19 protein-coding genes are annotated in these 20,377 nt (G+C 30.3%); 14 read left to right on the top strand and 5 right to left on the bottom strand.

What is annotated here, in order from left to right; translation table 11 throughout:
* The first annotated feature begins 95 nt into the window (after positions 1-95).
* From P8K68_RS04315 to P8K68_RS04260, 12 genes are all read left to right on the top strand, one after another.
* Entirely contained in the window at positions 96-386 is a 291-nt protein-coding gene (locus P8K68_RS04315) for a hypothetical protein (RefSeq protein ID WP_300248420.1), read from the top strand.
* 48 nt (positions 387-434) lie between these two features.
* On the top strand, positions 435-1,580 hold the full coding sequence (locus tag P8K68_RS04310; protein ID WP_300248419.1) for a hypothetical protein: 1,146 nt from the start codon (positions 435-437) through the stop codon (positions 1,578-1,580).
* Positions 1,581-1,641: 61 nt separating this feature from the next.
* Complete coding sequence (locus tag P8K68_RS04305; RefSeq protein WP_300248418.1) at positions 1,642-2,601, top strand: glycosyltransferase family 2 protein; 960 nt, start codon at positions 1,642-1,644, stop codon at positions 2,599-2,601.
* The gene (locus P8K68_RS04300; protein WP_300248417.1) at positions 2,591-3,217 is read left to right on the top strand and encodes a class I SAM-dependent methyltransferase; all 627 of its coding nucleotides are present in this window, start codon (positions 2,591-2,593) and stop codon (positions 3,215-3,217) included. Before P8K68_RS04305 ends, P8K68_RS04300 begins: the two co-directional genes overlap by 11 nt.
* A gap of 472 nt (positions 3,218-3,689) precedes the next feature.
* Positions 3,690-4,835: a glycosyltransferase family 4 protein gene (locus tag P8K68_RS04295; protein WP_300248416.1), complete on the top strand. Its 1,146-nt coding sequence runs from the start codon at positions 3,690-3,692 to the stop codon at positions 4,833-4,835.
* Entirely contained in the window at positions 4,828-6,363 is a 1,536-nt protein-coding gene (locus P8K68_RS04290) for a glycosyltransferase (protein WP_300248415.1), read from the top strand. Before P8K68_RS04295 ends, P8K68_RS04290 begins: the two co-directional genes overlap by 8 nt.
* Positions 6,364-6,510: 147 nt before the next feature.
* Complete coding sequence (locus tag P8K68_RS04285; RefSeq protein WP_300248414.1) at positions 6,511-7,506, top strand: glycosyltransferase; 996 nt, start codon at positions 6,511-6,513, stop codon at positions 7,504-7,506.
* Positions 7,506-8,624, top strand: coding sequence for a glycosyltransferase (locus P8K68_RS04280; protein ID WP_300248413.1), 1,119 nt, complete (start codon positions 7,506-7,508; stop codon positions 8,622-8,624). Before P8K68_RS04285 ends, P8K68_RS04280 begins: the two co-directional genes overlap by 1 nt.
* Positions 8,625-9,701: a glycosyltransferase gene (locus tag P8K68_RS04275; protein WP_300248411.1), complete on the top strand. Its 1,077-nt coding sequence runs from the start codon at positions 8,625-8,627 to the stop codon at positions 9,699-9,701.
* A 34-nt stretch (positions 9,702-9,735) separates the two neighbouring features.
* Entirely contained in the window at positions 9,736-11,073 is a 1,338-nt protein-coding gene (locus P8K68_RS04270) for an O-antigen ligase family protein (protein WP_300248410.1), read from the top strand.
* Between the two features lie 22 nt (positions 11,074-11,095).
* Positions 11,096-12,109: a glycosyltransferase family 4 protein gene (locus tag P8K68_RS04265; RefSeq protein WP_300248409.1), complete on the top strand. Its 1,014-nt coding sequence runs from the start codon at positions 11,096-11,098 to the stop codon at positions 12,107-12,109.
* 60 nt (positions 12,110-12,169) lie between these two features.
* Complete coding sequence (locus tag P8K68_RS04260) at positions 12,170-13,561, top strand: sugar transferase (protein WP_300248408.1); 1,392 nt, start codon at positions 12,170-12,172, stop codon at positions 13,559-13,561.
* Between the two features lie 19 nt (positions 13,562-13,580).
* Here the strand turns inward: P8K68_RS04260 and P8K68_RS04255 are convergent, their stop codons facing one another.
* Positions 13,581-14,753: a DUF4105 domain-containing protein gene (locus P8K68_RS04255; protein ID WP_300248407.1), complete on the bottom strand. Its 1,173-nt coding sequence runs from the start codon at positions 14,751-14,753 to the stop codon at positions 13,581-13,583.
* The gene (locus P8K68_RS04250) at positions 14,753-15,739 is read right to left on the bottom strand and encodes a PorV/PorQ family protein (protein ID WP_300248424.1); all 987 of its coding nucleotides are present in this window, start codon (positions 15,737-15,739) and stop codon (positions 14,753-14,755) included. The genes P8K68_RS04255 and P8K68_RS04250 overlap by 1 nt, the downstream gene beginning before the upstream one ends.
* Positions 15,740-15,939: 200 nt before the next feature.
* Between P8K68_RS04250 and P8K68_RS04245 the strand changes: the two genes are divergently transcribed.
* Together P8K68_RS04245 and P8K68_RS04240 are read left to right on the top strand one after the other, a co-directional pair.
* Positions 15,940-16,686 carry a CDP-alcohol phosphatidyltransferase family protein gene (locus P8K68_RS04245; RefSeq protein WP_300248406.1) on the top strand — a complete coding sequence of 249 codons (747 nt, stop codon included), beginning with the start codon at positions 15,940-15,942 and terminating at the stop codon, positions 16,684-16,686.
* A gap of 19 nt (positions 16,687-16,705) precedes the next feature.
* Positions 16,706-17,590 (top strand): DUF808 domain-containing protein, encoded by an 885-nt coding sequence (locus tag P8K68_RS04240; protein ID WP_300248405.1) that lies wholly within the window; start codon positions 16,706-16,708, stop codon positions 17,588-17,590.
* Between the two features lie 88 nt (positions 17,591-17,678).
* Here P8K68_RS04240 and lptB read toward each other — a convergent pair whose 3' ends face one another.
* The 3 genes from lptB to P8K68_RS04225 all read right to left on the bottom strand — a co-directional run bounded on the left by lptB (position 17,679) and on the right by P8K68_RS04225 (position 20,285).
* On the bottom strand, positions 17,679-18,419 hold the full coding sequence (gene lptB / locus P8K68_RS04235) for an LPS export ABC transporter ATP-binding protein (RefSeq protein ID WP_300248404.1): 741 nt from the start codon (positions 18,417-18,419) through the stop codon (positions 17,679-17,681).
* Between the two features lie 70 nt (positions 18,420-18,489).
* Positions 18,490-19,320 carry a twin-arginine translocase subunit TatC gene (gene tatC / locus P8K68_RS04230; protein ID WP_300248403.1) on the bottom strand — a complete coding sequence of 277 codons (831 nt, stop codon included), beginning with the start codon at positions 19,318-19,320 and terminating at the stop codon, positions 18,490-18,492.
* Positions 19,320-20,285 carry a KpsF/GutQ family sugar-phosphate isomerase gene (locus tag P8K68_RS04225; protein ID WP_300248402.1) on the bottom strand — a complete coding sequence of 322 codons (966 nt, stop codon included), beginning with the start codon at positions 20,283-20,285 and terminating at the stop codon, positions 19,320-19,322. The genes tatC and P8K68_RS04225 overlap by 1 nt, the downstream gene beginning before the upstream one ends.
* Between the last annotated feature and the right edge of the window lie 92 nt (positions 20,286-20,377).

Here is a 20,377-nt window from a genome sequence, read left to right as displayed (position 1 = left end):
ACGATGTGCTTTAAAGTGAGCGATACAAGAAGCTTCACTATCAAAATTTGCTGTAAAACTGAAGATATTCATATGGTGGAATTTTTAGCTAATTTATGAATAAATTTTTAATTGTGATATATTACGGATATTCATTAAAATTAGTAAAGAGAACCAATTCTAAGCTTACACTTTTCACAGCACCTTATTGTACCAAAATTAAAAACAGAGAAAAACTAAAAGAACTTAAAAATGCAATACCAGGCATACTAGATTATGTGAGTCTTTTTGATGATAAAGAAGAATACTTTTTTAATTGTGCACATTTAAATATTGATGGTGCGCATGAGTTTACGAAAATATTGATGGAGGATATCTCTTCGGTTGAATTAAATGAATCAAAATAGCTCCTGTAAATTTAATAATTATAAATACGTTTAAAAAGAATTAATTGCATGACAGATAAGCAAATAAAAACGCATGTTTTAGTATACAAAATCATTATTGCAATAAGTGTTTTGTCTTCTCTACGGTCATTAGTTACTCCGCTATTTGCTGACGAGCAAACTTATTATAAACTTGCCGAGAATATATTACGAGGTCAATATTTTTATACTGATAGTCCCTCAACAATTGCCCCTATAATCCCGTTTATTTTTGCTTTTTTTAAGATAAATGCATATCCGGTTTTAGGATTTATTTTAAATAAGCTATTCAATATTGGTTTGGTTGTTTTGGGTTTTCGATACCTTTTTTTATTTCTTAAAAAGCAAAAAATTAAAACTATAATTATTTATGGTATAGTTGCATTAACAGCTATAAATCCAACGGCAATCGCTTGGTTTTCTTCGCTATATCCAGAAGCCCTAATTTTTTTCTGTTTCTGGGGATTCATTCATTATTCCACAGAACCTCCCAAAAAGAGCAACTTAATTAGAATATTGTTTTTTTTCACCTTAATATTATTCATTAGGTATGTTTATGCTGTATTAGGATTAATTGTTTTAATCAATTATTATGATTATTTAAAAACGAACTTTAAAAAATATAGAATTTACATAATTAAATATTCAATTATATTTTTTATTCCAGTTTTATTTTGGGGTAAATACTTGATAAGTGTTCAAGAACAAAACTTAACTGAAATAAGGTATGTTAGTAGGTTTAAAACGGATAATCCAATACTTTATAATATCAAATGCGGTTTAGGTTTAGAGCAGCATAATGAGGTTGATAAGGTTAACGGTATCCCTGCTTTTATTTCGCTTTTTGTGCCAAAAACAGGTATTAGAAGTTATGTTTTTAGTCTTATTTTAATAGCTGGTTTTGTTTTAGGTTATGTTAAAAGATTAAAATCTGCAGAAATTAAAAAATTATTTATTTCAATTTCAATAGTCATGATTGGTTTTATACTCGCAGGAACGGGGTTTAGTAGGTACTGGTTAGCATTACTCCCTGGTTTTTATCTAGGCTATTATTATTTGTTTAAAATGTTTAACGTTAGAGATAAATATTTTATTTATTTGTCTCAAATACTCGCACTAATTTATATTATAAATGAAATTAGATTAGATGCAATGATTCTTAATAGATATCTATAAATTAGATGCCTATTATGTTACCAAAATAATGATAAAACCTTTAATTTGTTAAAGAGACACAATGGAGTCAAGGAAAATAATAGTTTATATGCCAGCTTTTAATGAGCAGATAACTATAAATAAAGTTTTGAAATCGATACCAGAAAAATATCAAGGCTTTAATGAGGTAGAATTATTAGTCGTAAATGATGGTAGTATTGATGATACTGAAAAAGAAGCTATTAATGCAGGGGCTACGGTTATAAATCATTATCAAAATAGAGGTGTTGGTATAGCGTTTCAAACGGCTATTAATTATGCCTTAGCAAATAAGGCCGATGTTTTAGTTAGTATTGATGCAGATGGTCAGTTTGACGTTTCTCAAATAGCAGAAATGATTTTACCAATTGTTAAAAAACAAGCAGACTTTTGTACAGGAAATAGATTTCATAACCAAAGACCTGCCAACATGGCTAAAGTTAAGTATTTAGGAAATAGTTTAGTAAGTAGAATAGTGAGCTTTGTTAGTAAAACTAAAATTGAAGATGCTTCTTGTGGATTTAGAGCATATTCACGCGATTGTTTATTCAATTTAAATTTACAAGGTAGTTTTACATATACCCACGAAACCATATTAGATTTATTACATAAAGGCTATAAGATTTCTCAAATACCAGTTAATGTTAAGTATTTTGAAGGACGCGTTTCGAGAATAGCCAACAATCTTTTTGTGTACGGTTTTCAAACCTCAGTTATTATTTTTAGGTGCTTTAAAGATTATCGTCCTTTACCATTTTTTTTAACAATAGCATTAAGTGTTCTTGTATTAGCCTTATTTATGGGAGGTTTTGTATTAGTCAATTGGTTTAATACAGGTATGATAACACCATATAAGAGTCTAGGTTTTATTTCTTTATCTCTAGTTGGAATATCTCTAGTAATTAGTGTTTTGGCTTTCTTAGCAGATATGTTAAATAGAATACGAGAAAATCAAGAGAAAATTTTATTTCTAACAAAAAAGAAATATTTTGATGAAAATTGATCATTCAAAATTAAAAGCAACACCAGAAAATGAAGATTTTTCTGGAAAGTATGAAAATGAGGGTGCTATTGCTAAATACTTAGTAAATAATTATTTTAAATCTGTTGAAAAGTTACTTATAAAGGCCACCCAAATTAATTCTGCACACGAAATAGGTGTTGGAGAAGGGCGTTCAACATCAAGATTAAAAAAACTGGTTCCAAATTTAAGCGGGTCGGAATTTGTTGAAAAACTAGTTGAAAAAGCAAAGCTTAATAATCCGAATACAGATATATTTCAAGAAAGTGTTTACGAATTAAAGTATGATAATAATAACATTGATTTAGTGTTTTTATTAGAAGTATTAGAACATTTAGATTACCCAGAAATAGCTTTGAAAGAAATAAAAAGAGTTTCCAGCAATTATTTGATTTTAGGAGTCCCTAATGAACCACTTTGGCGAATTTTAAATTTATGCCGATTCAAGTATGTTCGAGATTTTGGAAACACACCAGGTCATTTAAATCATTGGTCAAAAAAATCACTTATAAAACTAATTGAAAAGGAATTTGGAAAGGTAATAGCTGTAGAAACACCATCGCCTTGGGTAATCATTTTAGCAAAAAAAGAGCATTAGATATCTCATTTTAAATTTGAATTATGTTTAAAAAAAAGGATTTCAAGAAACTACTATCTGTAATTAGTAAAAAATTAGTTTCAAAATATATTCTTATAAGTTTGTTAATTTACATTTACGTGTTTGTTAGCCTTTATGTATTAGTCGATATTTTTAATTTTAATAAAAAGGTCTCTTTTATAGCTGTTTATGGTATCGCATATATACTTTTGTACAGTGTACAATTAAAGTTTTTGTTTTTTAAAAATCATGATAATTATAAATTAATGAGATATTGTTTTACAATTCTTATCTTTTATATATGTGCAAATATTTTCTATAACTTAGGGTTATATTTGAATATTAATTATATGATTTCAACAGCTTTAACAATTTTAATATTAATGCCTTTAAGGTTGGTGGTTTATACTTTTTTTGTTTACAAAGATTAATCAATGATAGTTAAAAGCAATTAAATAGAAAACTTTTTTAAATGCACATAGCCTTTATAACTCCAGAATATCCTCATAAAAATTTAAAACCATCTGCTGGTTTAGGCTCAAGTATTAAAAATTTAGCCAGTGTTTTAGTTAGTAAAGGACATACAATTACTGTTTTCGTAGTTTTTCAAAATAAAGAAACCACATTCCTTGATAGTGATATAAAAATAATCTCAATACCAAGAAAAGGTTATAAGGTTTTTGGGTGGTATTTGGAGCGAAAGTATCTCAATAATAAAATTCAAAAAGAAATAAAGGCCTCTAAAATTGAGGTTATTGAAGCTCCAGATTGGACGGGGATTACAGCATTTATGACATTTGCAATTCCACTAATTATTCGGTTACATGGCAGTGACACCTATTTTTGTAATCTTGAAGGTAGAAAGCAAAAACAAAAAAATTTTTATCTTGAAAAATCAGCTCTTAAAAAGGCAAATAAAATAATATCAGTAAGCAACTTTACAGGGCAATTAACTAAGAAACTCTTTCATTTAAAAAATAATATTGAAACTATTTACAATGGTATTAATACAGAACTATTTAAGCCCATTGATACAAAAATAAGTTCTGGTCAAATATTGTACTTTGGCACAATTATTAGAAAAAAAGGGGTTTTAGAATTAGCTGAAATATTTAATATAGTTGTAGAGGATTATGAAAAAGCTAGCCTACTTTTAATAGGAAAAGATGTAAAAGATATAATAGAAAATAAATCTACACTCAATTTGTTTTATGAGCGTTTAACGGAAAAAGCAAAATCTAAAGTAACACATTTACAAGAAGTTCCTTATAAAGATATTAAAAAGCATATTGCAACTGCTCATGTAGTAGTTTTGCCTAGTTTTGCTGAAGCTTTTCCAATGACTTGGCTTGAAACTTTGGCTATGGAAAAGGCTTTGGTGGCGTCAAATATAGGTTGGGCTACAGAACTTATGGAAGATGAGAAAACAGGGTATTTGGTAAGCCCATTAAATCACGACATGTATTCAAATAAAATTGTTACACTTCTAACAGATGAAGAAAAAAATAAAAGCTTCGGAAAAATGGGAAGGTTGCATGTTATTTCTAATTTTTCTCCTGATATGATATTAAAAAATAACATTAATTTATATAAATCATTATTAATTAAAAATGATTAAACTTAGTAAATACAACACGCAAAGCGGTGAGGTTTTGTTGTATCATGGAGATCCAAATATAGAGATGTTAGAAGAACTACCTCAAGGAACTGGCGATTTGTGGCACAGTGCTCTAGATCAAGGTTTTCAAGATTGTTTTCAAGACTTAGTATATCAATCTGCTGTGTATTGGTGGTTTATAAATGATTTTAAAGATTTAAAAGAATGTGTTAGTTGGAGGTTAAACGCGAATCATTTTGTGGTTCGAGCATCTGTTTGGGAAGCATTAGGAGGTTTTGATTATCAATATTCTGAAACTGTTATAAGTGGATTAGATTTTGGTTTTAATATGTTAAGAAATTCAGGAGGTATTCCACTATATAAAAAAGGATTATTTGCAGGAAATCAAATTGAGGTATCTATTTCTAAAGAAGACAGGTATTTATTTTTCTTAAAAAACTTTAAAAAGCAACACAGTTATTACATGCTATTTAGAAAGAGTTTGAGTTTTTTTTCAGAATATAAGGCGTTAAAAAAAGCATCAAAAAAAGTTTCTAAAAAGCAAAACACACTTCTTAAATATAGACCGCTAAACCCAGTAATAGGGAATCCAACGGTAAGCTTGGTTATTCCAACAATGAGACGTCAAGAATATACAGAGTTGTTACTTCAAGACCATAATGCACAAACCTACTTAATTAAGGAAGCCGTTATTGTTGATGCCACTCCAGAAGATGACCGCCATGTAAAATATTATAACCCAGAAAATTTTGAATTTGATGTTAAAGTAAAATGGCAAACAACTAAAGGAAGTTGTCGTGCAAGAAATGAAGCCATTAAAATGTGTACTGGTGATTATATTATTTTTGCAGATGATGATGTGCGCGTATTACCAGACTTTGTAGAGAATCATATAAGATTATTACAAACATACAACGCTAGTGCTTGTAATGGACTAGATATTATGGCAGATAATACAAACCAAAATCTTGATGATTTAAAAGAAAAATTATCCATCTTAAAAGATCACAGATGGAAAGTTGGTGTAGCCCATTTGTTTAGTAATGCTAACTCATGCGTAAAAAGAAGTATTGTTAAAAAATTAGTAGGTAACGATATAAATTTTGATGGGGGTTACGGAGAAGATGCAGATTTTGGGTTAAGAATTTTAAAGTTAGGAGAAGTATTATTAAATAATCCGTTTTCACCAAATCTACATTTAAAACCATCTATTGGAGGCTATAGGTTTTGGGGGAATCAGTCTAAAATATTGGGTAAGAATCGTAAGGTTCAGCCTTGGGAGTTAGATAAACCAGTAAAACATATTCGCCCTGTACCTAGTCCAACAGTAACTTATAAATTTTTGAAACATTTTACGTCATCGCAAATTAAAGAGTGGCGTTGGAAACATTTCTTTATTTATACTTTTAAAAAGGGAAAAAAAGGATTTATTTTTAATTTATTAAAATTACCTTACAAACAACTGCAGTTTAGTAAATCGTTAAGATATGCTAAACGGCTAATGGAAAAAGGCGAACGTTATAGTTAACAAAATTGGTTAAGGTTTTTAATATTTTGAATAAAATATCTTGTGTTATCGTATTCATTATTCCGCTTAACATAAAGAGAATTAAAATATTAAAGACGTTTTTTATTTGAATCCAAACAAGGAAATATTTAGCACAATCGTTTATTTATGAATATCTCGTTAATAATATGTACATACATGCGAAGCCAGTCTTTGCTAAGTTTGATGCTTTCAATTAAGGAGCAAATCCATTATCCTAAAGAGATTTTAATTATAGATAGTTCAATTAATACTGAAACCAAATTATTATTTGAAAATAACAAATTTGATAATTTAAAATATTTCAATGTTGATGAGCAAGATAGAGGACTCACTAAACAACGTAATTATGGTGTTAAATTAGTTTCAGATGAATCAAAAATAATTTGTTTTTTAGATGATGATGTTATTTTAACACCTGACTATTTTAAAAATTTAATTGAAACTTATACGAAGTATCCAGACGCTTTAGCCGTTGGTGGCTATATTACTAATGGCGCAGAATGGATAAAAGCAAGTAATAAAAAGAATAAAGATAAATTTTATTTTGATGGCTGGGAGCGAAGTGAGCCATCTAGATTTAGATTAAGACGAAAATTTGGTTTGCAACCTGATACACCTCCAGGGTTTTTACCAACTTTTGCTCATGGAAGATCTGTTGGGTTTTTACCACCTTCTGGTAAAACATATCCTGTAGAACAGATTATGGGAGGCGTTTCTAGTTATAGAAAAAAAGTTTTTGAAAATTTATCTTTCTCAATATACTTTGAAGGCTATGGTTTATACGAAGATGCTGATTTTTCACTTAGAATAGCCAAACTAGGAAAGCTATATGTAAATACAAACGCAAGATTGTCTCATCATCATGATGTTTCAGGGCGCCCAAATAAATTTAATTATGGTAAAATGGTGGTTCGTAACGGTTGGTATGTATGGCGTGTAAAGTACCCTCACCCAAGTTTAAAATCCAGAATTAAATGGAATTTAACCGTTTTATTATTAACCACTGTACGGTTTTTAAATGTGTTAACAACAAATAAAAGAAAAGAAGCGTTTACCGAAGCTTTGGGAAGAAAAGCAGGATGGCTATCTTTACTTTTTAACAGACCTAAGACAGATTATTGATGAGGTTTTTAATTATAACACATGTTAAACATCAAGTAAATAACGATGAGGTTTCAGCTTACGCGCCTTATGTACGTGAAATGAATTTATGGTTAAAACATGTAAACGAGGTCACTATAGTTGCTCCCCAGAAAAACAAAAAGAAAGGTGTTATCGATTTAAATTACAAACACGACAATTTAATTTTTAAATCCATACCATCAATTGAATTTACAAGTATAGCAAAAGCCTTTAATTCAATAATTAAAATCCCGTTAATCTGTTATGCCATTATTAGCGCTTGTAAAAACGCAGATCACATTCACTTAAGGTGTCCTGGTAATATTGGCCTTCTAGGGTGCTTTGTTCAAATTTTTTTCCCAAGCAAAGTTAAAACCGCTAAATATGCGGGTAATTGGGATCCAGCTTCAAAACAGCCTATTAGTTATAAGATTCAAAAATGGTTGCTTTCAAATACATTTTTAACTAAAAACATGACCGCTATTGTTTATGGCGATTGGAAAAATCAAACAAAAAATATAAAATCATTTTTTACTGCAACATTTAGCAATACAGAACGTGAGGTTTTAAACACGAGAGATTACTCTAATAGGTTAAAGGTAGTTTTTATAGGAAGCTTAGTGGAAGGTAAGCGCCCTTTATTTGCCATTAAAATTATTGAAGCATTAAATAAAATTGGTCATGACACTACTTTAGATTTGTATGGTGATGGCGATTTAAAAACAAGTTTATTTAGTTACTTGAAAGAGAATAGTCTGGATTCTAAAATTAGATTATTTGGAAATCAGGAAAAAAATGTAGTTAAAAAGGCTTTAAAAGAAGCTCAATTTTTAATTTTACCCTCAAAATCTGAAGGTTGGCCAAAAGCAATAGCAGAAGCTATGTTTTTTGGAGCAATTCCAATTTCAACATCAGTATCTTGTGTGCCATATCTGCTAGATTATGGCAATAGAGGTATATTAATTCCAAATGAGTTTGAAAAGTCAATAGAGATTATTAGTAAGTACTTAGTTAATGCTGAACAATTAAAAACAATGTCTGATGAGGCTGTTAAGTGGTCTCAAAAGTATACACTAGAATTTTTTGAAGCTGAAATTATTAAACTATTAAAAAAATAAATGCGCGTATTACAGTTAATAGATTCTTTGGATACTGGCGGGGCAGAGCGTGTTGCTGTTAATTTAGCCAACACCTTGTCGGATAAAGTAAATCAGTCTTTTCTGTGCGCAACAAGAAAAGAAGGGATTTTAGAAGAAAGTTTGACAAGTGATGTAGGTTATTTGTTTTTAGATAAACAAAGAGTTGTTGATTTTAAAGCTATTAAATGTTTAAATACATTTGTAAAAACTAATAATATAGATATTATTCATGCGCACTCAACTTCATTTTTTTTAGCAACTATTATAAAGATTTTAAATAAAAACGTACACATAATTTGGCACGATCACTACGGTAATAGTGAGTTTTTAGATAATAGAAAATTTGGTATTTTAAAAATTTGCTCAAATTGCTTTTCGCATGTATTTAGTGTAAATAGAACTCTGGAAACTTGGGCAAAAGAAAATCTTAAAATTAAAAATGTAACCTATTTACCAAATTTTGCCACTATCAATGAAAGTCTGGCGATTACAAAGTTAAATGGTGTTGCAGGTAAGCGTATTGTTTGTTTGGCAAATTTAAGACCTCAAAAAGATCATTTTACATTAATTGATGCATTTAAGAATATAGTTAAACTTTACCCTAATTGGACTTTACATTGTGTAGGTAAAGATTTTGATGACGAGTATTCAAAAAATATAAAGTCTAAAATAGAAAAATTGGAGCTAAATAAATCTGTATTTTTATATGGAAGACAACCAGATATTTTCAATATTTTAAGAGCATCTGATATAGGCGTATTATCTTCAAAATCTGAGGGTTTACCAATAGCTTTGTTAGAGTATGGTTTAGCAAACTTACCTGTAATTGCAACTAATGTGGGAGAATGTGAACTTGTTGTTTTGAATAAGGTTAACGGACTATTAGTAAATCCTTTAAATGCTAGGGCATTAGAAAAGGCTTTGGAGTTTTATATTTTAAATGAAGTTATACGTAAAGAACATGCAATTGCTTTCAACAAACATATTCAAGAAAATTTCTCAACAAAATCTCAATTAGACAATATTTTAAATATTTATAAAAGCACTATTAAGTAATTTGAAGAATCTAAGCTATATAAAACTTATTGGTTTGCATATCCTTATAGGGTTTGCCATCTATAATCTAGAAATGCTTTCTAAGGTATACTTGATGGTAGTTTTTGTTTATTTTTTAAAGCGTATCCTTGATAGTAAAGCATCAAAAAAAGTATTATACGTTTTAATGGCATGTAGTTACGTGGCAGGTGCTGAGGTTTTTTTAAGAATGACGGGAGGAAGTTTTCTCTACGAAACATCTAAATATTTAGTTATTTTATTTTGCTTAATGGGTATATTTACTAAAAAACTAAGACAGCCCATTCCATATGTTATTTATATCTTTTTGCTTATCCCTGGTATTATAGTAGCGGGTTTTAACATCACCGAAGAAACCACAATAAGAACTGCTATTGCATTTAATTTAAGTGGTCCAGTATGTTTAGGTTTTGTATCAATTTTTTGTTACAAACAAAAGATTACTTACAATGATATGCAAAAGGTGCTGCTGTTCATGGCCCTACCATTATTAACAACAACTACTTACTTGTTTTTATATACACCAGGTATTAAAGAAACATTATCAGGTACAGGCTCTAATTTTGCAGCTTCTGGTGGTTTTGGACCAAACCAAGTATCAACGGTTTTGGGTTTAGGTATGTTTGTGTTTAGTCTTCGATTTTTTATGCTTTCACCCTCACTTTTTTATAAAATACTTAATGGATGTATACTTGCGGCAATAAGTTATCGAGGTATTGTTACATTTAGTAGAGGAGGTGTAATTACCGCAATATTTATGATAGGCGCTTTGGTGTTTTTTTATTTTAGAAAAGTAAATTCAAAAGCTAAATTTAGAATTAGTAGAACCATTTTGGTTTTTCTCGGTTTAGCAATGTCCATTTGGTTATATTCCTCTTTGCAGACCGAAGGACTTATAGATAGAAGATATTCCAATGAAGATGCTCTAGGTAGAGAAAAAGCAGACATTTCAACAGGTAGAGGCGATTTAGTTTCTTTTGAACTGGACGAGTTTTTGAAAAATCCATTTTTAGGTGTTGGTGTCGGAAAGATAAAAGAGTTGAGGTTAAAAAATGAAGGTGTTCAGGCGGCATCTCATAATGAAATGAGCCGAATTTTATCAGAACATGGTTTGTTTGGTGTTGCAGCTTTAAGTATTTTATTAATAACACCACTGCTTTTTCGAATTCGAAATAAATCAAATGTTTTCTTTTATTCTTGTTACTTGTTTTGGTTTTTAACCATAAATCACTCGTCTATGCGTATTGCCGCACCTGCTTTTGTTTACGGACTTTGTTTGTTGGACCTTAAATATCCAAATAAAAAGAAAATAATAGCTAAGAAAAATGAGGTTAAAAAAGAGATGAAACTTTGAGTACCCATAAAGCAGTAAGAAGTTGAAAAGATTATTATACATAGGTAATAAGTTGAATAACAGTAAAACAGCTAATGTGTCTTCGGTAGAAATATTAGGGCGTTTATTAGGAGAGGTTGGTTTTTCTATAATATCTATTTCTGATAAAAAAAATACATTATTAAGATTGTTGCACATGCTATGGGTTTGTTATAAGTCCAGATCAAAAGTAGATTTTGTACTTATTGACACCTACAGTACCTTAAATTTTTATTACGCATTTTTTGTAAGCCAGTTATGTAGAATGCTTAGACTGAAATTTATACCAATTTTACGTGGCGGAGATTTACCCAGTCGATTAAAAAAATCACCTAAATTATCAAAGGCTATATTTAACAATGCCTATTTAAACATAGCTCCTTCATTATATATCAAATCAAATTTTGAAGCATTAGGTTTTAATAATATCACTTGTATTCCAAATTCAATAGAACTTAAAAACTATCCTTTTAAAAAAAGAATTTTTGATGATATTAGATTATTATGGGTACGGTCTTTTTCAAAAATATACAACCCAAACTTAGCTATTGAAGTTTTTAAATCTCTTAAAAATGAAGGTGTTTATGTGAAACTTTGTATGGTTGGTCCAGATAGTGATGGGAGTTTACAGGAGTCCAAGAAGTATGCAGATCAATTAGGAGTTGAGGTTCGTTTTACAGGAAAATTAACGAAGAAAGAATGGATTAAACTTTCAGAAGATTATAACATTTTTATAAACACTACTAATTTTGATAATATGCCAGTTAGTGTCATAGAGGCTATGGCTTTGGGTTTACCTGTAGTGTCAACAAATGTTGGTGGTATTCCTTTTTTAATCGAAAATAATAAAAATGGGATCTTGGTGGAGCCCAATTCGGCTAGTGGTTTTGTTGATTCCATTAAGAATATCATTAAATCTTCAGATAACTCAAACCTAATAATTGAAGAAGCTCGGAATCATGTAGAAAATTTAGATTGGAAAATTATTAAAAAACAATGGGTTAAAGTCTTGAAATAATTCGGCTTTAATAGAATTTACTTACTATATTTATGGTCTCTCTAATTAACCCAATAAAGAATGTCGAATACTGGGATTCATTTCAATATTTCTGAACGAAAAATACTCTTACGTATTTTTGACGCGCTCTCTATTCTCTTAGTTCTTTATTTTGTAAGTAATAGTTTTGATTTTGATTACTTTACTTTAACAAAGGAAAATTGGAGCTGGGTTTTTGTACTTATTTTATACGTATCTATATTCGGGACTATTTTTGAATTGTACGATTTACAAAAATCTAGTAAGATTGAAAAAATTTCGGCAGGTATTGTTTTTACAGTTTCTACGACCGTTTTGTTTTATATGCTAACACCTTTCTTTACACCTGTTTTGCCCGATAACAGGCTTCAAATTCTATTCTTCTATTTTGCTATCCTAGTTGCCTTGTTTGTATGGCGAATCGCTTATGTAACTTTTATAGTATCCCCTAGATTTTATAAAAAAGTTTTGATTATTGGCGAAATTTCTAATATTGAAACCATTGTTGAAGCGTTTAAAAGTTCTGATCCGAATTACAAAATTGTTGGTTTTGTTAATTGTGAAAAAGATAGAACGGCTACGGTAAAGTTTAAAGCTATTACAGAATATAGTCCAAAGCAGATTAGAGATGTTATTAAAAAAGAAAACTTATCTGAAATTGTTGTAGCGAGTTATAGTTCTGAAAATATTACTTCAGAAATTTATTATACACTTATAAAATTATTAGAGGAAGGCTTTCCTATCAATGAATATACTCAGGTTTATGAAGATTTAACACAACGTATTCCAGTTCAGTTTGTAGGTAAAGATTTTTATAAATATTTTCCCTTTAGCAGAAGTAATCAGAATAAATTGTATTTGTTCTTTCATCGCTTATTTGATGTGATACTATCCCTTTTAGGTATTTTCATGGGAACCTTATTCTTGCCTATTATTTTGTTAGGTAATGTTATGGCTAATCGTGGTCCTCTTTTTTATTCTCAAGATAGAATAGGTAAAAATGGGAAGGTTTTTAAAATTATTAAGTTTCGTACCATGATAAAGAATGCTGAAAATGCGGGAGCTATTTGGGCAGAAAAAGGCGATGTTAGAGTGACTTTGTTTGGTAAATTTTTAAGGCATTCAAGACTCGATGAGGTCCCTCAATTTATAAATATTTTAAAAGGCGAAATGAGCTTAATTGGTCCCAGACCAGAACGTCCGTTTTTTGTAAAAGAACTATCGCAAATGCTTCCTTTTTATGAAACCAGACATATCGTAAAACCAGGGCTTACAGGTTGGGCGCAAGTTAAAACAAGATATGCCGCTTCAGTTGATGATAGTTTACTTAAACTACAATACGATTTATACTATATTAAACACAGAGGCTTTTTTCTAGATATGAATATTTTGATAAAAACCTTAAGTACTGTTATTTTCTTCAGAGGACAATGATTTAGTTTACAGTCTCAGTTTACTGTTTGTTATAATACTTAACTAAAAAGATGTATCGTAAAAACAATGATATGAGAAGCGGAAATAATCCAATAGCAAAAACTTGAACCCCTATACTCCAGTGAAGTGTTAAAAGACAGAGTAGGATAATTAAAAGTTTAATATATTTTACAAACCAAGCACTTGCTTTTTTTCTTAGAAGTTGACTAATCATTAGAATGTTTAGTGCAAACCCCCAAAGTAAATTGTAGTTTTGGTGAGTGCCTGTATGATCAGTAGCAAACCATAAGAGTAGAATCATAACACCTATTAAGCCAGTTACTGTAAAAAGAATAACATCTAGCCATTTAGTGCGTTTTTCCTTCTTATAATCATTGTAGGTTATGTAAAGGATTATTATGGCTATAATACCCAAAATAAAAAGTGGACTTGTTAAAAAGTGACTGACTTTAGCGATTTCCTTTTTAGAATATAAGACATGGCTTTTTTTAACTAGTGATTCATTAGTATTTTTATTTGTAGCATTTTCAAAGAACCGGTATATGTTTTCTGGTAAAAACATGTGATCTTCTGGCGTTGCTTTTTTATCAATTACAGAACCAAGCGCTAAATCTATACCTAAACTTCCCCAAGAATTTTTGTTCAGGTTATTTTGTATTAATGTTCTAAACGTAGCGTCTTCAAAATCTTTTGGGTTGTGAAATGCAATCGTATGGTTTGTGGCAATATTAATTACATCTTTAATTTTTGTAGCACAGTTGTCATAAAAAAACTCGTATAAATAGCGTCTGTTTTCAGGTTTGTAGTTATTTATTAAGTAGTCATAGAGTCTTTGTTTTTCCGTTTGGGATAGATTTAAAACCTGTTCTTTTACCGTTCTGTTGTAGTATACGTAAACCTGATAAAATCTTGTAAAATCAGTTTTACTTATTAAATAATTTAGTTTTCCTTGAGCAAATTTTAAATAGAAATTAGGCGCATCAAAGTCATATTCACCATAGCCGTAGGTTACATCAATACCAAAAGAAGGGTCTTTAATCCTAAAAGCGTTATGTCCAAAAGCATCATTCAAAGAAGTTCCTGGTCCGACGGTAAGCACACTAATTTCAGCCTGTGGAGATAATTGATTCTGTTGTGCAAAAGTTATTTCAACAACTAAGAAAAGAAATAAAAAAAATAGTTTTTTTTGCATCACCTAAAGATACTAAAATCAAGTTTTAGAGAAAAGACGTTAGAGTAAAGTGCAACACTTTGGTCTCCAATATCAGTAAAAGCATAATCGATTTGAATACCATTATACTTAAAGCCTAATCCAAAACTCGGTTGGAAGCTTAGTTGTTCAGAATTGTCAATTTGTAATTCATTTTGAAAATTCCCCATGCCTGCTCGTAAATACACCATATCAATATAACCAAACTCGAATCCTAAAGCAGGATTTATACTTGCGAAAGATGTTGAAATAATATCATTATTTTCTTCAAAACGAACATTTAAATTTACTGATGTTAATAAGGTGTAATCATAATTAAAATCAATCAATTTAGAAATTCCAATCTGTAATTTTGGGATGGTAATTTCAGTGCTTTCCGGTAATTCTTGGTTCTGGCCTTCTACGGCATCACTAATCGTAGCAAATTCATCTTCATCAATGGCCCAGGCATTAAAAGTTGTAGTAATATCTCTTGCCATAAGACCAAACCTCCAATCGTTATCGGTTTCAAACTGAAGACCGACATCTAAACCAAAACCCCAAGAGGACGCGAAATCGCCAATAACTCTTCTAATCACTTTGGCGTTTACACCGTAATTCAATCCTTGGACAGGTAATTGTCTGGCATAAGAAAACGTTAAGCCATAATCAGCAGTAGAAAACAAACTAATTCTATCATAGTTTATATTGCCTTCTGCATCAATAAGTTGTGTGGTGTTTAAAATATCATCAACGGCAAAACGAATTAGTGAAATACCAATTGCACTTCTATCATCTAAAGGCATCCCATAAGCTGCATAATCATAATTTGCTATGTTTGCAAAGTAACTGGAATGCATTAAAGATAATTGACTGTCTTCAAGTTTTAATAATCCAGCAGGATTCCAATACCCCGAATTCACATCAGATGTGTGAGATGTAACGGCACTACTCATGCCCAATGCAGCAGCATCCACACCAATATTCATAAACTCATTAGAATATTTTCTAACGGTTTGACTAAATAAAGAAGCAGATAAGACACAAAATAATGTGGTGATGTAAAGTCTCAATCGCAATTTTTTTACAAAGATGCACATAATTTATATTCTTTAAAACTTCAAATAGTAATAGATATTGCTTTAGACTCAAATTGTTTGTTATTTTTACAAAATCAAAATATATTAATATGAAAAAACAAATACCTAACGCACTGACACTTTTAAACTTATTGTGTGGTAGTATTGCTGTGATTCTTGCTGTTAATAGTAATTTTGTTGCAGCTGCATTATTTGTGTTTTTAGGTGTATTTTTTGACTTCTTTGATGGTTTTGCTGCCAGAAAACTTAAGGTGCAAAGTGAATTAGGATTACAATTAGATTCTCTAGCAGATATGGTTACTAGCGGATTAGTGCCTGGAATAATTATGTATAAGCTATTAGCATTAACCGTTGATTCAGAAATTATATCAGAAAATAATTGGGCGTCTAATTCATTAGGACTAGAATTTAATCTTCCTATACTTCCGCTTTTAGGTTTGTTAATTACCTTGGCTTCTGCATACAGACTGGCAAAATTTAATTTAGATGAAGACCAACAATCTTTTTTTAAAGGCCTACCAACCCCAGCTAATACATTACTAATTATATCATTGCCTTTAATTATTGAATTTCAGAATAGTGATGCTATAAACACCATCATCCTTAATAAATGGTTTTTAATAGGGCTGACAGTTTTAAGTTGTTATTTACTAAATTCAGGTATTAAATTATTCGCCTTAAAGTTTAAAAATTATGAATTTAAAGATAATGTTACACGTTACATCTTCATTATTTTGTGTATTGTGCTATTAATTGTTTTACAATTTGCAGCAATTCCAATTATTATATTACTTTATATACTCATGTCTGTTTTAGACAATTTAACTTCAAAATAAGTTTTAAAAAAAGATACAAATGGCTTCAGGTTTTTTTGCGTTATTCGATGATATTGCTGCACTTATGGATGATGTAGTGGTGATGAGTAAGATTTCTACCAAAAAAACAGCTGGTATTTTAGGTGATGATTTAGCTGTAAATGCAGAAAAGGCGACAGGATTTTTAGCTTCAAGAGAATTACCCGTATTGTGGGCAATAACAAAAGGCTCTGCACTTAATAAATTAATTATACTACCCATTGCATTCTTATTAAGTGCTTTTGCACCTTGGGGCGTTACATTGGCTTTAATTTTAGGAGGTGTTTATTTAGCCTTTGAAGGATTTGAAAAAGTATTTCATTTTTTCTTTCCATATAAACATGATGACGAAAGTGTTATTGAGGTTGAAGAAGTCGTATTATCTGAAGAAGAAAGTGCTTTAGCTGAAAAAATGAAAATTAAATCTGCCATTTTTACTGATTTTATTCTTTCTGTAGAAATAGTAATTATTGCGCTAGGAACCGTTATTGGAAAACCTCTATTATTTCAAATTATTGTGGTCTCAATAGTGGCAATAATAGCTACTGTGGGAGTTTATGGGATTGTTGCACTTATTGTTAGGATGGATGATTTTGGCTTAAAGCTGGTGAGGCTTAACGACAATAAAAAAAGTGTATCCTATATATTTGGTAATCTTTTAATAAACACTTTGCCTTGGGTTATAAGAAGTTTATCGGTAATAGGAACTATTGCTTTATTGATGGTAGCCGGTGGGATTTTTGTCCATAACATAGATTTTTTACATCATTTTCTAGAAATATTACCAGGTTTTATAAGAGATTTTATTGTTGGCTTAATTGTTGGATTTCTGGCATTTTTATTAGTGAAGCTCTTATTTTTTATAAAGAAGAGGGTGTTTAAATAAAGCTTAAGTTTTGTATTTTTTCTTTCTGCGCAGGAATCAAAAAAAAATGGAACAACAGAAAAACTAACTAATAAAAAGCACTTTGCGTCTATTCCCGAATCTTCTTCTTGCGTAATTCAAAATTCTGTCCTAAATAAACCTTTCGTACCATTTCATCATTAGCAAGATCTTCAGGAATACCATGTTTTAAAATACCCCCTTCAAACATTAAATAGGTTCTATCAGTAATAGCTAGAGTTTCTTGAACGTTATGGTCGGTAATCAGTATTCCAATGTTCTTTTTAGTAAGTTGTGCCACAATACGCTGAATATCTTCAACTGCAACAGGATCAACACCTGCAAAAGGCTCATCTAAAAGAATAAAACTAGGATCGGTAGCTAGTGCACGAGCAATTTCAGTACGACGACGCTCACCACCAGATAATAAATCGCCACGGCTTTTTCGAATATGACCTAAACCAAACTCTTCAATTAAAGATTCCATTTTATCGTGCTGCTCTTTTTTACTCAATTTAGTAAGTTGAAGCACACTTAAAATATTATCTTCAATACTCAGTTTTCTAAAAACCGAAGCTTCTTGAGCCAAATAACCAATGCCGTTTTGTGCACGTTTATACATCGGGTATTTTGTAATTTCGGTATTATCTAAATAAATATGCCCGCCATTAGGCTTTATTAAGCCAACAATCATATAGAAAGATGTTGTTTTTCCAGCACCATTTGGTCCTAAAAGGCCAACAATTTCACCTTGATTTACTTCCAACGATACATCCTTTACTACCTTTCGTCCGCTGTAGGACTTCATTAAATTTTCGGCTCTTAAAATCATATTTTTATATACTTAACGCTAAAAATAGTAAAATCATATATACTACTATAACGTCATGATTAATTCTTTACTAGCGTTTAGCTTGTTGTTTTTCTTTTTTTAATTGGTTTTTTATTACAACTTTAGAGATATAGATACTCACTTGGTATAAAATTAAAATTGGAATAGCTACTATAACTTGACTAGCAATATCTGGAGGTGTTATAATTGCAGAAAGAACGAGTACAACAACTAATGCATATTTCCTGTATTTTCTTAGTATTTCTGGTGTAACTAATCCTACTTTGGTTAAAAAATAAATAATAATGGGGAGCTCAAAAATTAAACCTGACGCTAAAGCAGAAGATCTTACCAAGGCTATATAAGAGCTTATATCTATTTGGTTATCAACAATTTCTGAGATACTATAATTTGCTAAGAAATTAAGTGATAATGGTGTCACTATATAATATCCAAAGAGCACACCTATAAAAAATAAAAGCGATGAAATAATAATAAATCCACGAGAATGTTTACGTTCATTACTATGCAAACCTGGACTAACAAATTTCCATAGTTGATAGATTGTATATGGAAAGGAAATAATAAAACCAGTTAAAATAGCTGTCCAAATATCTGCTGAAAACTGTCCGGCCATCGTTCTGTTTTGTATAATCATTGGCATTTCTTCAGCACAAAAAGTGGTATCTAATCCAATAAAAGTAGCTGTTCTACATAGAAAATCATAAGTTGGAAAACTCATTTCTAGCGGTGCGAAAATTATAGAATTGAAAATAAATCGACTAAAAATAAAAGCAAACGTGGCTACGATAACAACAGCAGTTATTATTCTAATTAGGTGCCAGCGTAAATCTTCAAGATGATCTAAAAAAGACATCTCATTAACTTCTTTTTTTGCCATTATATAATACCTTCTTTAATTAAATCATGTAAATGTACAATCCCAGCATACGTGCCGTTTTCTTCAACTAGTAATTGCGAAATATCATTTGCCTCCATAACTTCTAGAGCATCAACAGCCATAGCTTCAGCATCAATGCGTTTAGGATTAGCACCCATAATATCTTTTGCGGTTAATCCAGAAAAATCATCAACCTTACTTAACATTCTACGTAAATCTCCATCGGTAATTATACCTATAATCTTATCATTTTCAACAACTGCAGTAACGCCCAACATTTTTTCAGTGATCTCAACAATAACATTTTTAATGTTTGTAGTTGGACTAACCTTTGGTTTTTCATTTACTGAAGAAATATCTTGAACACGTAGGTATAATTTTTTTCCTAAAGCGCCACCAGGATGGTATTTTGCAAAATCGTTGCTTGAAAAACCACGTAAATCTAGCAAGCAAACAGCAAGTGCATCACCAATAACAAGTTGAGCGGTTGTGCTAGTCGTTGGCGCAAGATTATTAGGACAAGCTTCTTTTTCAACATAAGCGTTTAAGATAAAATCAGCATGTTGCCCTAAAAAAGATTCTGTATTACCAGTAATGGCAATCATTTTATTTTTTGCGCTTTTTATAAGCGGAATAAGAACTTTAATTTCGGGTGTATTCCCACTTTTAGAAATGCATATTACGACATCGTCTTTAAGAATTAACCCCAAATCACCATGAATAGCATCTGCAGCATGCATAAAAATAGAAGGTGTTCCAGTAGAATTTAGCGTTGCTACTATCTTGTTTGCAATAATGGCACTTTTACCAATACCTGTTATGATAACACGTCCTTTTGACTTGTAAATGAGTTGAGTAGCCTTAGCAAAATCATCTGTTATTAAACTAGACAAGTTTAAAATAGCTTTACTTTCCATTTCAATTGTTTGCCTCGCTATGTTAATAATAGAATTTTTGTCTTTCAAAATTTATTTTTTTTGAGTTGATATTTAAAGAATTTGTTATCTTTAGTGTAAATCAAATTGAATTTTATTGTAATTTTAAAATTCGTTACAAA

The sequence above is a fragment of the Algibacter sp. genome, from assembly GCF_029245835.1.
GTDB lineage: Bacteria > Bacteroidota > Bacteroidia > Flavobacteriales > Flavobacteriaceae > Algibacter_B.
The sequence above is the reverse complement of the archived record's forward strand: the minus strand, read 5'-3'. Positions and strand labels throughout refer to the sequence as shown.